Source organism: Mesorhizobium carmichaelinearum (assembly GCF_900199455.1).
GTDB lineage: Bacteria > Pseudomonadota > Alphaproteobacteria > Rhizobiales > Rhizobiaceae > Mesorhizobium > Mesorhizobium carmichaelinearum.
Genome location: NZ_FZQR01000002.1, coordinates 502,271 through 516,840, shown reverse-complemented (window position 1 = coordinate 516,840; position 14,570 = coordinate 502,271). Strand labels below are relative to the sequence as shown.

Annotated in this window: 13 protein-coding genes; 2 read left to right on the top strand and 11 right to left on the bottom strand. The window is 64.8% G+C overall.

All coding sequences use genetic code 11. The features are described from left to right. Positions 1-20: 20 nt before the first annotated feature. From CKW40_RS05725 to CKW40_RS05715, 3 genes are all read right to left on the bottom strand, one after another. A complete protein-coding gene (locus CKW40_RS05725; RefSeq protein ID WP_095198936.1) occupies positions 21-1,007 on the bottom strand; it encodes a Tim44 domain-containing protein in 987 nt (328 codons plus the stop codon). 74 nt (positions 1,008-1,081) lie between these two features. After that, complete coding sequence (locus CKW40_RS05720) at positions 1,082-1,375, bottom strand: TFIIB-type zinc ribbon-containing protein (RefSeq protein ID WP_095198935.1); 294 nt, start codon at positions 1,373-1,375, stop codon at positions 1,082-1,084. Between the two features lie 175 nt (positions 1,376-1,550). Then, positions 1,551-2,540 (bottom strand): zinc-dependent alcohol dehydrogenase family protein, encoded by a 990-nt coding sequence (locus CKW40_RS05715; RefSeq protein WP_095198934.1) that lies wholly within the window; start codon positions 2,538-2,540, stop codon positions 1,551-1,553. A gap of 102 nt (positions 2,541-2,642) precedes the next feature. Here CKW40_RS05715 and CKW40_RS05710 point away from each other — a divergent pair, with 102 nt between their 5' ends. Both CKW40_RS05710 and CKW40_RS05705 read left to right on the top strand, forming a co-directional pair. Continuing rightward, on the top strand, positions 2,643-3,545 hold the full coding sequence (locus CKW40_RS05710; protein ID WP_095198933.1) for a LysR family transcriptional regulator: 903 nt from the start codon (positions 2,643-2,645) through the stop codon (positions 3,543-3,545). A gap of 93 nt (positions 3,546-3,638) precedes the next feature. After that, positions 3,639-5,285, top strand: a complete 1,647-nt coding sequence (locus CKW40_RS05705; protein WP_095198932.1) for an acetolactate synthase large subunit — start codon at positions 3,639-3,641, stop codon at positions 5,283-5,285. 43 nt (positions 5,286-5,328) lie between these two features. Here the strand turns inward: CKW40_RS05705 and CKW40_RS05700 are convergent, their stop codons facing one another. The 8 genes from CKW40_RS05700 to CKW40_RS05665 all read right to left on the bottom strand — a co-directional run bounded on the left by CKW40_RS05700 (position 5,329) and on the right by CKW40_RS05665 (position 14,394). After that, positions 5,329-6,498 carry a substrate-binding protein gene (locus tag CKW40_RS05700; protein ID WP_095198931.1) on the bottom strand — a complete coding sequence of 390 codons (1,170 nt, stop codon included), beginning with the start codon at positions 6,496-6,498 and terminating at the stop codon, positions 5,329-5,331. Between the two features lie 81 nt (positions 6,499-6,579). Then, positions 6,580-7,281, bottom strand: coding sequence for an ABC transporter ATP-binding protein (locus CKW40_RS05695; RefSeq protein ID WP_095198930.1), 702 nt, complete (start codon positions 7,279-7,281; stop codon positions 6,580-6,582). A gap of 2 nt (positions 7,282-7,283) precedes the next feature. Continuing rightward, on the bottom strand, positions 7,284-7,988 hold the full coding sequence (locus CKW40_RS05690; RefSeq protein ID WP_095198929.1) for an ATP-binding cassette domain-containing protein: 705 nt from the start codon (positions 7,986-7,988) through the stop codon (positions 7,284-7,286). Further along, positions 7,985-8,971: a branched-chain amino acid ABC transporter permease gene (locus CKW40_RS05685; protein WP_095198928.1), complete on the bottom strand. Its 987-nt coding sequence runs from the start codon at positions 8,969-8,971 to the stop codon at positions 7,985-7,987. Before CKW40_RS05685 ends, CKW40_RS05690 begins: the two co-directional genes overlap by 4 nt. After that, positions 8,968-9,840 (bottom strand): urea ABC transporter permease subunit UrtB, encoded by an 873-nt coding sequence (gene urtB, locus CKW40_RS05680; RefSeq protein ID WP_244571092.1) that lies wholly within the window; start codon positions 9,838-9,840, stop codon positions 8,968-8,970. Before urtB ends, CKW40_RS05685 begins: the two co-directional genes overlap by 4 nt. After that, the gene (locus tag CKW40_RS05675) at positions 9,830-10,951 is read right to left on the bottom strand and encodes a class II histone deacetylase (RefSeq protein ID WP_095198927.1); all 1,122 of its coding nucleotides are present in this window, start codon (positions 10,949-10,951) and stop codon (positions 9,830-9,832) included. The genes urtB and CKW40_RS05675 overlap by 11 nt, the downstream gene beginning before the upstream one ends. A gap of 84 nt (positions 10,952-11,035) precedes the next feature. Further along, positions 11,036-13,750 carry a winged helix-turn-helix domain-containing protein gene (locus CKW40_RS05670; RefSeq protein ID WP_095199162.1) on the bottom strand — a complete coding sequence of 905 codons (2,715 nt, stop codon included), beginning with the start codon at positions 13,748-13,750 and terminating at the stop codon, positions 11,036-11,038. Beyond that, complete coding sequence (locus CKW40_RS05665; protein ID WP_179297840.1) at positions 13,747-14,394, bottom strand: GNAT family N-acetyltransferase; 648 nt, start codon at positions 14,392-14,394, stop codon at positions 13,747-13,749. Before CKW40_RS05665 ends, CKW40_RS05670 begins: the two co-directional genes overlap by 4 nt. Between the last annotated feature and the right edge of the window lie 176 nt (positions 14,395-14,570).

The window sequence follows — 14,570 nt, the reverse complement described above, 5'->3', positions numbered from 1 at the left end:
CTCGGACAGCTGGACGGGGCTCAGGCCTGTTGTATGGCCGACAGTTTCCAGCTCGAGCCATTTTGACGCGTGAATGTCCACAGCTCGGTCGTCTCGGTCGGATGGTCCGCGTCACCCTCAACGACCTTGCCGCTGGCCCGTTCGCGCATCACGTCGCGGGACTCATAGCGCAATGCGGCCGTGGCATAGTCGCGGTCATCCTCGCGCCAGCTTTCCGCAATGTCGGCCTGCAGTAGAGTGATGTCAGAGACCTCGTTCCTGAGATCTTTCTGGGCATTGTCGGCCAGCTCCTCCGAGAGATAAGACACCATTTCGGGTGTCGTCGCCCGGCGGAGCGCAGCATGGTCTTCGCGCCCGAATGCTTCCTGGACATCGGTCAGCAATTGCTGGAAGGCATCGAGGTCGGTCTGAGCCAGTGTGATTTCCTCGGAGGCGGCGGCCGGAGCGCTCCCGCCCGAACCACCACCAAAGCCGGGAATTGTGAACGAGCCCGCCGTCTGCTGCTGTGACGTTGTACGGTTCTCAAATCGCGACGCCTGGGCATTGCCGGCACCAGCGAGCGCGGGCGCCGGACCCCGCGCGGACTGCGAGCGGAAGAACCTGATGGCCAGCATGATCGCGCCACCAATGAGCAGGGCCTGAAGCAGGAAGCCGAACATGCCGGCCAGGCCGCCGAAGCCCTGGCCGACGAGCAGCCCGATCAGGCCGCCGATCAGCAGGCCGCGCATCATCGTTCCAACGAAGCCGCTCATGAAGCCGGGCCTCTGCGGGCCGGCTTGCGGCTGCCTGGCCGCAGAGTTCACACCGGTGTTGGGCGTCATCGAACGCTCGACCGGGGTGGTCGGCGCCGGAGCCGTCCTGGTCGGCGGCGCTGACTGGAACGTGCGCGTGCCGCGACTGCCGAAACTGCCGCCGCGCCGCGCCTCGGCATGATCGATCGCGACCATGGAGAATGCGAGGAACAGTCCGGCAAACAGGGTGGCAAATCGGCTGGTGCGAGACATCATCGGGGTTGGCCTTTATCGATGTGGTTCTTAGAAATTTTCAGCAATGCCGGCCCGGTACCGGGCGCGTCATGCGGTCAATCGAACAATTCTTCGAAGAAGGATTTCTTCCGCTTCGGATAGCGGTGGCCCTGCGAACGGGAATAATCGTCATCGCGGCCATGTTGCGGCTGGGAGAACGCCGCCGGATGTGGCTGCGGCGCGGGCGAAGCCTCCCTGCCGGAACGCTCGATGATCTTGTCGAGTTCGCCTCGATCAAGCCAGACGCCGCGGCACTGCGGACAGTAATCGATCTCGATACCCTGGCGTTCGCTCATTGTGAGCGCGACGCGGCAGGAGGGGCAAACCAGGCCAAGAAGGGAAGATGTCATACGGGGCTCCAAACCGAAAGGATTGAGCCCGCTTGACCGAAAAGGGTGGAAACGGGCCCGTTAAAGCGGTCCGACATCACAATCACCAGAAGCGATCGTCAGAGGGGCCCGGCCCGCATTCGACAGTTGGGAATGCGGAGCCAAGCCTTCAAGGGCGGTATCGCCGGAAAGTTGCTCAGACCGTCACGACGATCTTGCCGAACTGTTGGTTCGATTCGAGATAACGATGCGCTTCGACGATCTGGTCGAAGGCAAAACTCCGGTCGATGATCGGCCTCAGCGTACCTGTCTCCAGGCCTTTGAGGATAAACGCCTTGGCCGCCTCCAATTTCGCCGGGTCGCCGGTGATTTCGTGGACGAGGTAGCCACGCAGCGTCAGCGTCTTCCCCAAGACGGCAGCCAAAGGGAACGGAGTCGGCTCGCTGCTGAGGCCGCCATATTCGATCAGAATGCCGCCCTTTGACATCGCGGCCGTCAACGGCTCGAAGATCGGGCCGCCGACAGCATCGAGCACGACGCGCACGCCTTGCGGTCCCGCGATTGCGTTCAGCCGTGCGGTGAGATCCTCCTCGGCCAGGACCACGACTTCAGCCGCTCCGGCGTCGAGCAGGGCCAGCTTCTTCGCCGCTGTCCGCGTCACCGCGATCGCTGTCGCGCCAACCTTGTTGGCGATCTGGATGGTCGCAAGCCCGACGCTGCTTGAGGCTGCCGTTATGACGACGGCATCTCCCCTGCCAAGCCTGGCGATGTCGATCAGCGCGCCATAGGCGGTGAGATACTGCATCCAGATGGCTGCCGCCGTCTGCCAGTCGAGCGATGGCGGATGCTTGACGACGAGCCTTGCGGGATAGGTGACGAGCTCGCCATAAGCCGGCCAGCGCACCATCGATTGCGGCGGGATGACGCTGACAGCATCGCCCGGCGCGAAATCCTTCACGCCTTCGCCTATCGACTCGACGACGCCCGCTGCTTCCAGGCCAAGCCCGGAGGGCAGGGGCGGCGTCTCAATGTAAGCACCCGAACGCAACAGAGCCTCGGCGCGATTGAGGCCGAGCGCCTTGACGCGGATTTGAACCTCGCCCGGGCCGGGTGGAGGAAGGTCGACATCCTCGATGCGCAGAACCTCGGGACCGCCATGCTGGTGGAAGCGGACAATACGTGCCATTCGGGTTACTCCAAATTATCTGAACCGAATGAGCTATGCAGCCAGAGGATTCATGGATAAATGGGCGCAAGGATAAAGCAGTAGAAACCAGGAGTTACGAATATGGATCGGCTCGAGAGCATGGCCGTGTTCGTCAAGGCGGTCGACCTCGGCTCGTTCGCGGCCGCTGCCATCGCGCTCGACCTGTCCGGGCCGATGGTTGGCAAGCATGTCCGGTTTCTGGAGGAGCGGCTGGGCGTGCGCCTCATCAACCGCACCACGCGCCGCCAGAGCCTGACCGATTTCGGCCGCGCCTATTACGAACGCTGCCGGGTCGTACTGACCGAGGCCGAAGCCGCGGATGCGCTCGCCGCCGACCAGCTCTCGGAACCGAGAGGCAAACTGCGCGTCACCATGCCGGCGCATTTCGGCCGCCACTGTGTGACCCCCGTCCTGCTAAACCTCGCGCGGCAATATCCAATGCTGGAACTCGATTTGTCGCTCACCGACCGCTTCGCCGATCTCGCGGAGGACGGCTTTGACCTTGCCATCCGAACCGGGGATCTGGACGACAAGGCCGGGGTAATCGCGCGGCGTGTCGCGCGCCAGGGAATGGTTGTCTGTGCCGCGCCCTCCTATCTCGGACTTCACGGTGAGCCGCAGCGGATCGAAGACCTCGCCGATCATCAAGCCATTGTCTACCGCCGGCTCGGCCAAGCCGTTCAGCCCTGGCTGTCTCCCCGTGAAGGGCAGGCCGCACAGGAAATTATGCCGAGCGGCCGGCTGCGGCTCGACGATCTCGATGCCATCGCCGACGCCGCGGTCGGAGGTATGGGGCTGGCGTGGCTGCCCTGGTGGCTGGTTCGCGAGCGCATTCGAGCCGGTGCACTGGTGGCGCTGCTGCCGGACCAGCCGCGCTATCTCTACGACTGCCACGCCGTTTGGCTGCAGACGCCGCATCTGCCGCTCAAGGTGCGGCTCGCCGTCGATGCGCTGGCGGCCACCTTGCCGAAACTGATGGCCTGATTGCCGACAGAGCAGGCTTGCGCTCTTTGCGGCGGCGCCTTCCCTGCCATATGAAGGTGACTGGCGGAATGCGCGCATTGCAGGAGATTTTTCATGACCAAAGGTTCGGATCTGTTCGTGGCGGCCCTCGAGAATGAAGGGGTCGACCGGATCTTCGGCATTCCGGGCGAGGAAAATCTCGACATCGTCGAATCGATCCGCCGCTCGTCGATCCAGCTGATCCTGACCCGCCACGAGCAGGCCGCCGCCTTCATGGCTGCCACCTATGGCAGGCTCACCGGCAAGGCGGGCGTGTGCATCACCACGCTTGGCCCCGGCGCGCTCAACCTGACAACCGGCGCGGCCTATGCGCTGCTCGGCGCGATGCCGATGATCATGATCACCGGCCAGAAGGGCATCCTGTCATCGCGGCAGGCGCGCTTCCAGATCGTCGACATTGTCGCCGCGATGAAGCCGCTGACCAAGCTGTCGCGCCAGATCGTTTCGCCCAAGATGATCCCCTCGCTGGTGCGCGAAGCTTTTCGCGTTGCCCAGGAGGAGCGTCCCGGCCCGGTGCATCTGGAACTGCCGGAAGACATCGCGGCGGCGGAGTGCGAACCGGTGGCACTGGTGCCGACGCATCCGGTCGAATTGCCCACGGCCAGTGCGGGAGCGCTCGATCGCGCCGCCCGCATGATCATGGAGGCCAAACGTCCGCTCTTGATGTTCGGCGCGGCGGCGTCGCGGCCGCGCGTGACGCCCGATGTCGCCCAGTTCGTGCTGCGTACGCAAATACCCTACTTCACCACGCAGATGGGCAAGGGCACGGTGCCTGGCGGCACCGAGCTGTACATGGGAACAGCGGCCCTTTCGGAGCGCGACTATGTGCACGAAGCCATCGAACAGGCCGATCTGATCATCACCATCGGCCACGACACGGTCGAGAAACCGCCCTTCATCATGGGCGCCAACGGACCGAAGGTCATCCATGTCGGCTACCAAACGGCTGATGTGGAGCAGGTCTATTTCCCGCAGGCCGAGATCGTCGGCGACCTCGGCCCGTCGCTGGCGCTGCTGGCCGACCGCGTCGAGGGCAAGATCCCCAACGCGCAGGCCCTGCTGCCGCTCAGGGAAGGCATTTTGAGCCGGATCGCCGCGCGCGCCACCGAAGACCGTTTCACGCCGCAGCGCATCGTGCACGACGTGCGCGCCGTGATGCCGGCGGACGGGATCCTCGCCCTCGACAACGGCATGTACAAGATCTGGTTCGCGCGCAACTACCGCACGCGCATGGCAAACACGCTGCTGCTCGACAATGCGCTGGCCACCATGGGCGCGGGCCTGCCGTCGGCGATGATGGCGGCACTGCTCTATCCCCAGCGCCGTGTCATGGCCATTTGCGGCGATGGCGGCTTCATGATGAACAGCCAGGAACTGGAGACCGCCGTCAGGCTGAAGCTGAACCTCGTCGTGCTGCTGCTCGAAGACCATGCCTATGGCATGATTCGCTGGAAGCAGGCGGTCGATGAGTTCCCGGATTTCGGCATGACCTTCGGCAATCCCGACTTCGTCAAATATGCCGAAGCCTATGGCGCCAAAGGGACCAGGGTCGGCGCGATTGCCGACTTGCGGCCAGCGCTGGAACAGGCTTTTGCCGGCGGCGGCGTGCATCTCGTCGTCGTGCCCATCGACTATTCCGAAAACACCAGGGTGCTTGTCGACGAATTGCGCGAGCGGCTGCCGGCGCCACAGACGCCCTGACGGCAGCGGCAAAGCCGCCGTCAGGATTGCTGGGTGTAAGGTCCTACACCTTGCAGTAAGGCGTGACCGGCGCGATGGTGCCGAAATCCCTAGCGATCTGGTAGCTGATGCCGTCCGCCGCCGCCTTGCCGACATAGGAATGGCAGAGCGTGTGGTTGTTGGAGGCATCGACGCGGATCTTGCCTTGCGGCGCGTCGAACTCGATCGTCGGCAGCGCCTTGAGCACATCGTCATCCCTGAGCGATCCGGCCTTCTCGGCGGCCAGCGCATAGAGATGCAGGCCGTTATAGCCGGCTTCGCCGATACCGTTGACCATCTTCTCCTGGCCGAATTTCTCGCGGAAGCTCGCGATGAACTTCTTGTTGACCGGATTGTCGAGCGCCATCCAGTAGGGCTGCGGCGCGTAGGTGCCGGCGGCGACGCCCGGCGGCAGCGCGTCCTTGTTGAAGACCTCGTCGAGCGGGGCGATCAGCGGCTGCTTGATGTCGAAGGAGCGATACTGCTTGAGCTGGGTGACGGCGTCGTTGCCGACCACCATCGACCACACGACATCGGGCTTCAGCGACTTGATCTTCTGGAAGGCCGGGCCGAAATCCGTGGTGCCGAACGGATAGTAGTCGGCGCCGATGATCTTGCCGCCGGCCTTCTCATAGGCCGCGGTGATCGCCTCGGTCATCTTCTGCGGCCAGGCATAGTCGGAAGCCATGACATAGATGGTCTTGCCGAGATTCTCCGCCACCCATGGCATCATCGGGTCGACCTGCTGCATCGGGATCGGGCCGGTGGCGACGAAGTAGCGGTTGCATTCGCCGCCCTCGAAATTGGTCGGGTAGAAGAACAGCTTCTTGGCCTTCGACGTCACCGACAATGTCGCGCTGCGTTCGGGCGAAATGATCGTGCCCATGACCACGTCGACCTTGTCTTCGTTGAGGAGCTTGCGCGCCTTGTCGATGGCGCCCTTGGTCGTGGTCTGGTTGTCCTCGATGAACAGTTCGACCTGGCGGCCGCCAATGCCGTTGGCGGCGTTGAGTTCGGCGGCGGCGAGCTTGTAGCAATTGAGCAGCGTCTCGCCGAGGATCGCCTGCAGTCCGGTGATCGGGATCGACAGGCCGACCTTGACGGTGTCGGCGGCGCGCAGGATCGATGGCGCGCCGACCATGGCGAAGGCGGCGGCAGCGCCGCCGGATTTGAGAATAGTTCTTCTGCTTATCATTGTTATGTTCCCTTCCAGTCCAGGCGCGCGCCATGCACGCCTTACAAAGCCAAGAGGTCCCAGGCGCGCTTCAGGCGCGCTCTATAGGGCCAACAAATCCTTGAGCAGGCTCTCGTCGGCGAACGCCTCTGGCGTGCCCTCGTGGACGATCCTGCCTTTTTCCATCACCAGGCAGCGGTCCGCTGCCTTGAGAACAAGATCGAGATTCTGCTCGACCAGAACGATCGCGATGCCGCGCTCGCGGGCGATGCGCGGCACCAGCTCGGCGATCGACTGCACGATGTTCGGCTGGATGCCTTCCGAGGGCTCGTCGAGCAGCAGCAACGACGGCAGGCCGCAGAGCGCGCGGCCGATCGCCAGCATCTGCTGCTGGCCGCCCGAAAGCGTGCCGGCGATCTGTGCGTCGCGTTCGCGCAGGATCGGAAAATAGCCGAAGATATCGTCAGGAATGCCGCCGTCGCCACGGTCCCTGGCGGCACGCGTGCCGACCTCCAGGTTTTGCCGCACGGTCAGCTGGTTGAAGATGCCACGTCCTTGCGGCACGTGGGCGATGCCCGCCCGCGCCCGGCGGAAGGCCGGCGCGTTGGTAAGGTCCTGATCGCCGAGAACCACGGCACCACCGCTCACCTTCAGGCCGCCGGCGATGACGCGCAGCAGCGTCGTCTTGCCGGCGCCGTTGCGGCCGAGCAGGCCGACGACTTCGCCTGATGCCACGCTGAGGTCGATGCCGTTCAGCACCGGGAGCAGGCCGTAGCCGGCCGAGACCGCGAGTGTCCGCAGCATGGTCAGCGCCTCCCCAGATAGACGTCGCGGACCATTTCGTCGGTCTCGATGTCGTGGAAAGGGCCGCTGCGCAGCCGGCGCCCCTGATGCAGCACCAGCGTCTCGCAGTTCAGCGCCCGCACGAAACGGATGTCGTGTTCGACGGCGACGATCGAGAACTCGCCCTTGAGCCGCAGCAACATCTCGGCGGTCGCCAACGTTTCTTGCGGCGTCATGCCGGCGGTCGGCTCGTCGAGCAGCAGCAGCCTTGGCTCGATCGCCAGCGCCATGCCGATTTCCAGCCATTGTTTCTGGCCATGCGCGAGTTCGCCGGCCAGCGTGGCCGCGCGATTGCTGAGCGCGACCAGTTCCAGCAACTCACCGACCGGGCGCGCCGGCGAGGGCGCGCCCCACCGTGCCACCTTGAGATTGTCTTCCACCGAGAGGCTTGGAAAGACCGACGGGATCTGGAATTTGCGGGCGATGCCGAGCCGCGCGATGCGGTGAAGCGGCAGGCCGGCAATGTCGTCGCCGAGGAAGCGCACGCTGCCGCTGGTCGGGCGAAGCGTGCCGGTCAGCACGTTGAGGAAAGTGCTCTTGCCGGCGCCGTTCGGCCCGATGATGCAGCAGAGCTCCTTGTCGCGCACGGTCAGGTTCAAGCCTTCCAGCGCTTGCAGCCCGCCAAAGCGGATGCCGACATTTTCGACCTGGAGCAGGACGTCGCTCATTGCGCGCGCCTCCTGCCTTTGAGCAGGCTCTTCAGCCGCGCGTAGATCGACAAGATGCCGTCCGGCAGCACGAAGACGATGATGACGAAGACGCAGCCGAGCAGCAGCGGCCACAGGCTCGGGTTGAAGCTGCTGATCGTCTGCTGCGCACGCTGGATGAAAATCGCGCCGAGCACCGGACCAAGCAGCGTGCCGCGCCCGCCGACCGCCACCCAGACGATCACTTCAGTCGACAGCAGCAGTCCGGACAGATCGGGCGCCACCAGCCCGGCCATGCAGACATAGAGCGCGCCGGCAAGCCCGGCGATTGCCGCCGAAACGACGAAGGTGACGAGCAGCCGCAACGGCGCATTGTGGCCGAGGGCCGCCGCGCGGACTTCATTGTCCTGGATGGCGGTGAGCACGGTGCCCCAGCGGCCACGGCTGATCGACCACAGCGCCAGCACGACCACCGCGACGATGGCCGCGACGAAGATGTAGGAGGGCAGATCCTGGCTGAGATCGACATGCGTGCCGCCAAGATCGAATTCGATCGGCGGGATGCCGATCAGGCCGCTGTCGCCGCCAGTGACCGAGCTCCAGGAGACGGCGGCTTGCTGGCAGATGACGCCCATGGCGAGCGTGACGATGGTGAAGTAGCTGCCGCGGATGCCGCCGAAGAACAGGAAGTAGCCGATGATGGCGGCAATGAAGGCAGCCCCGGCCACCGCGCCCATGATGCCGAGCAGGCTGCCGAAGGGGATGGCGTCGTTGAGCGTGATGAGCGCCATGATGTAGCCGCCAATGCCGAAGAAGGCGGCATGGCCGAAACACAGGATGCCGGTGCGGCCCCAAAAGAAATCAAGGCTGGCCGCGAACAGGCCGAAGATCAGCGCGTCGCGGATCACCGTCAGCTGGTAGCCGTCGGCGAAAAGGGGATAGAGAACCGCGAGTGCCGCGCAGACGGCAAAGATCAGCAGCCAGTTGCGGTCCCGCGCGATCATCGCGACGCTCCGTTGAACAGGCCGTTGGGCCGCAGACGGACAGCGACGATGGCCGCCAGCAGCACGATCGCTTGCGCCAGCGATGGCGAGATCTGGTAGTTGAGTACGCTGGTCAGCCCGCCGACGAAGACACTGCCGGCGACGAGGCCTCCGATCGAGCCGACGCCACCGACAATGACGACGAAGAAGGCGTTGGCGAGATAGTTCACGCCCATCTGCGGCAGCACGATCGCCAGCGGCGCGACCAGCCCGCCGGCGAGCCCGGCAATGGCCGCACCGAAGGTGAAGGCGATGGCGTAGGTGCGCCGCGTGTTGATGCCGACGCCCTCTGCCATTTCGCGGTTCTGGATGACGGTGCGGATATCGAGCCCGAAGGAGGTCCGGCTGATCAGCAGGATGACGCCGAGCAAGGTCAGCATGGCGATGGCGATCAGGATCAGCCGGTAGGCCGGATAGACGGTGAAGAACAGGTCGAGCGTGCCTTCGATCGGTGGCGTCACCGGCTTGGCGCCAAGACCGAAGGTCAGTTCCAGCCCTTGCTGCAGGATCAGGCTGACGCCCCAGGTGGCAAGCACGGTCGAGACCGGCCGCGAATAGAGATGGCGGATGATGGCGAATTCCAGGATGCAGCCGACCACCGCGCCGGCGATGGGAGCGGCGGCCAGCCCCAGCCAGAAGGAGCCGCCGATGCTCTGGACGAAATAGACCGCGAAGGCGCCGACGGTGACGAACTCGCCATGCGCCAGATTGGTCACGTTCATAAGGCCGAAACTGATCGCCAGCCCGAGCCCGACCAGCATCAGAATGCTGATCAGCGTCAGCGCGTTGAGGAGTGTGGTGACGACAAAATCCATCGTGTCAGGCAGCACTTGCGAGGCGTTGACGCAGGCCGGCGAGCAGGCCTTCGGCGGCGTCGATTACCGCTGCCTGATGCGGCTGCAAATCCTGCCCGGCCCATTCGTCGATATGATCCGACAGCGGGTCGACTACTTCGGTGCGGTGATTGGCCAAGGTCTCGATGACGGCATGGCCGCAGAACGGCACATAGCCTTCGGAGTAGCCGCCTTCATGGGACATCATCAGGCGTCCGTTCGATGTCTCGGCAGCGAGCGCCACCATGCGCGCGGCAAGGCGCCGGAAGCATTCGCTGTTGAGCATCATGCGCCCGAGCGGATCGAAGCCCGAGGCATCGAAACCGGAAGCGACGATGACGAGATCCGGCTTGTAGGCACGCAACGCCGGAGCGACGACGCGGTCGAAGGTCGCCTCATAGGCGCCGGTGCCACTGCCGGCAGGCAGCGGGATGTTGATGTTGTAGCCTTCGCCTTCGCCCTTGCCATTGTCGGCCAGCGCGCCGCGCCCGGTCGGATAGAGATTGTCCTGGTGCAGGGAAATCGTCAGCACCGACGGGTCGGAATAGAAAACCGTCTCGGTGCCGTTGCCGTGATGCACATCCCAGTCGACTATCGCCGCGCGGCCGAGCAGGCCCTCATGTTGCAGCCGGCGCACGGAGACGCCGATGTTGGAGAACAGGCAGTTGCCCATCGCCTGGTCGGGCTCGGCATGGTGCCCCGGCGGCCGCGCCAGCGCGTAAGCGTTGTCGACACGGCCGGTCAGCACCGCGCGCATCGCCGCATAGGTGGTTCCGGTCGAGAGCAGGGCGATGTCGAAACTGTTGAGGCCGATCGGCGCCTGCGGGCCGGCGAAGCCGGAACCGCGTTCGCTGAGCATCCTGATGTCGTCGACGTGGCGCTGCGTGTGCACGCGCAGCAGGTCCTCGACCGTCACCGGCTCGGCAAGGATCGGCACCAGATGGCGCGCCAGGCCGCTGACCTGGATCAAATTGTTCAGCCGGCGCTTCGACCCCGGCGATTCCAGATGGCGTCCGGGTTCCACGAAACGGCCGGGAGGCATCATGTCGGCGCTGGGGCCGGTGTCATGCCACATCAGCTGTTCGTGAAAAACGTAACCTGTCGCCATAAGCAGCGTCCTCTACAATCCGGACGACGCTAGCAGGCTAACGATCCCATGGCCCGACCCTAAAGAGGGGGCTGTGCCGGATGTCTATGCCCCTCCTTTCGGAGGGGGACGGAGGGTTGCGGCGGCCTGGGCTGCGCGCACGGCCTGGACGCGGTTCGATACTGAGAGCTTGCCGAAAATGTTCTTCAAATGCCATTTCACCGTCGTTTCGCTCACCGACAGCGCGACCGCGATGTCGCGGTTGGACATGCCTTCCGACAGGCAGCGCAGCAGTTCGGACTCGCGCTGGGTGAGTTGCTCCTTCTCGACAGCCGGTGTCGCCGGCTTGCGTGTCGCCACGGGCATGGCCTGCGCGGCATCGATGATGCGCGTCGCATAGGCCGACAGGGCCGGGTCGGTCTTTGCCTGTGCCGCGCGCAGCCGCATCAACACTTCGACGACAGGCTTGCCCTCGTCGACGAAGGAGCGGATGAAGCCGGAGGGCTGGGCAAGGCGCAGCGCTTCGAGGAGATGGCGATCGGCCTCGCGCTGGTCCTGGCCGGCATTCTTGGCGCGCAGGATCAGCGCCAGTATGTGGCGGCGCATGCGCCCGCTGCTTTTCGTCCGCTCCAGCAGCGCGTCGAAAAGTGCCGCGGCCGCCGCGTAGGATTTTTCCGCCGTCAGCAGCCTGCCTTCAGCGAAGAACTCGAATTCATTGGCGACAGTGGGGGCGGTCTCAGTGCTTTCGCGACGATGCTCGTCGAGCAGGGCGCGTGCCTCGGCGGTGCGGTTCTGGTCGATGAGCAGCCGGATGCGATCATGCACCAGCACCGAAGCAAGGCGGCGATAGACGGAGCCGCGCACGCGCTGGTAGACGCGCTCCAGCATGTTGAGTGCCGCATCGCCGCGACCGGTCAGCTGCAGCACGCGGGCATAGGTCGGCACGCTGGCCAGCGGATAGACGATCACCGCGGCACCCTCGATCAGCGGCCCGAGATTCTCGACCAGCGTCAGCGCCTCGCCCGATGCGTTGGTCTCATAGGCGAGTTCGGCAAGCAGCGTTCCGGCCAGCGCCTCGGCATAGGAGTTCGCGCCGATCCGCGTCCTCGCCTCGATGATCGTGTTGCGCAGCAGCCTTTCGGCGGCGGGCAGTCGGCCGGCCGAGCGTTCGATGACGGCCATGTAGCAATTGGCGATGGTGACGCCGAGCAGGCTGCCGCTTCGCTCATGCGCCTTGCGCGCCGCGTCCGCCGCCGCCCGCGCGCCTTCGAGGTCGCCCAGCGCATAGAGATTGTAGCCGATGACATTGGCCGTCGCGCCTTCCATGAACCAGGCGTCGGGCGCGATGATGCGCAGGGCAGACAGTGCGGTGTCGCGCGCGGCCTCGAACCGCTCCAGCGTGCTGTGCACGGCGGCTTCGAGCACGGCGATTTCGGCCTCGATCGTGGTGCCGGTCAGCGTGCCCGGATCCTTGCCGTCGGCCGGCCCGGTCTCGACAAGCTTGCGCGCATTGGCGAGCGTCTGCTGGGCGATCTCGGGCTGGCTTGAGTGCACCGCCAGCCACAGCACGACAAGCTGCAGCCGGATGCGCTGGTCGACCAGTTTCCTCGGCAGCAGCGCCAGCAATTGGCGCACATAAAGCAGCTGGCACTGGGCGATGAGTTCGAGCGCGTTGTTCTCGACGAACACCGCCGCGCGGGCCTGGTCGCCGGCGGCGAGCGCGTGCCCGATCGCCTCGGTCAGCATCTTGCGTTCGCCGAACCATTCGGCTGCTGCCAGATGCAGCGGTGCGATCATCTCCGGTTCGCGCCGTTCCATTTCACGGCTGAGGAAGTCGTGGAACAGATGATGATAGCGGAACCAGCGCCGCTCCTCGTCGAGCGGCACCAGGAACAGATTGCGGGTCTCGATTTCGGTGATATCGGCCTCTGCGTCCGCAGCGCGCATCACCGCCCGGCACGCCTCGGCGCTGAAGCGCTCGAAGATCGAACTGTGGAGCAGGAATTTCGCCAGGGCCGGCGGCAGCCCCAGAAAGACTTCGCCCATCAGGAAATCGGCGACGTTGCGGTTGGCGCCGGTGAAATTGCCGATGACGGTTTCCGGAGCATGCGTGGCACTGAGCGACAGCGAAGCGAGTTGCAGTCCGGCGGCCCAGCCTTCGGTCCGTGAGCACAAGGTCTCCACCGTGCCGCTGCTGATGCTCAGGCCCAATTTGTCGTTGAAGAAGGCTTCCGCTTCCGACGAGGCGAAGCGCAGATCGTCCGGGCCGATTTCGAAAACGTCGCCAAGCACCCTGAGCTTGCCGAGCTGCAGGTCGGGCAGGTTGCGTGAGCCGATGACGAAGGCGACGCTGGCGGGCGCCTGCCGGGTCAGGCGCTCCATGAAGCGCTTCACCGCCGGCGCTTCGATGGCGTGGTAGTCGTCGAAGAACAGAGTGATCTCGGCGTCGCGCGCCGCAAAACCCGCCACCATTGCCGCGAGCACGACATCGAGCTGTGGGATCGGGCTCGACTGGAAGGCGAGGTCGAGCTCGGCAGGGTTCTGGACGAGATGGCGCAGCGCGCCCACCAGATGCGACAGGAAGGCGCCTTCGTCATTGTCCGTCGCCTCGCAGGAGAACCATGCGGTCAGCCGGCCGTGGCGCGCGACTTCGGCGGCCCACTGCGCCATCGTCGTCGACTTGCCGAAGCCTGCGGGCGCGGCGAACAGCACGATGCGCGTGTCGATGTGCCGCTCCAGCCTCGACAGGATGCTCTCGCGCCGCACCCACCGGCGATGGTGAGACGATGAAAGGCCGGCGGGTTGCGAAGACGGTCTCATCTGGCGCCGGGCACCCATTCCGTTTCGATCAACGGGATTTGCGGGGCTGCATCGCGCGGCAGTGTTCCCTTGATCCGGGGATCGTCGGTGACTTCGAAACCGGCCGCATAGGGTTCAAACCCGCAAGCCCTGTAGAAACCGATGACGCTGTGATGATCGATACTGCTGGTGTGCAGCCAGATGCGGCGGGGGCCGAGGCGCCATGCGTGATCAAGCGCGCCGGCCATCAGCCGCTTGCCAAGGCCACGGCCGGTCAAGGCGGGGAACAGGCCGAAATAGGTGATCTCGATCTCATTGTCGTCGCCCACGGAGAATTCGACCATGCCGACATGGTCGCCGCTATCATCATGGCCGTAATAGACATGCTGGCGAGGGTCGGCGAGATGCGCGGCGACTTCGGCATCCGACATTTCCGCAGCGCGGTCCCACAGCCAGGGAGCGCCGATCTCAAGGAAGATCGCACGGTACGAAGTGCAGTCGGGCTTGGTGATCCGGGTCATTGCCAGCGGCTGGGCGAGACCGGGCACCGGGGCGCGCGCTTCTATCCAGGTCACCGCATTGACGATCTTGCCGGCCGGCACACGCCGGTAGCCGGACGATAGATCGGTGATTTCATCCGGCAATGCGCCTTCGGTGACCAGCATCTGTCCTCGATCTCTGCCATGCAATTTCGCTGGCATGCGCTAAGCTGATGCCAAGTCTGCGCACGCCTGCCAAGAGGTTCCCGGGTTGGGCCATCGTTTTGGCCCGACCTGTCTCTTTGCCTTTCCCTAGAATGGCATATGAGATATGATACACCATTCACGGGAAAGCGGAATAT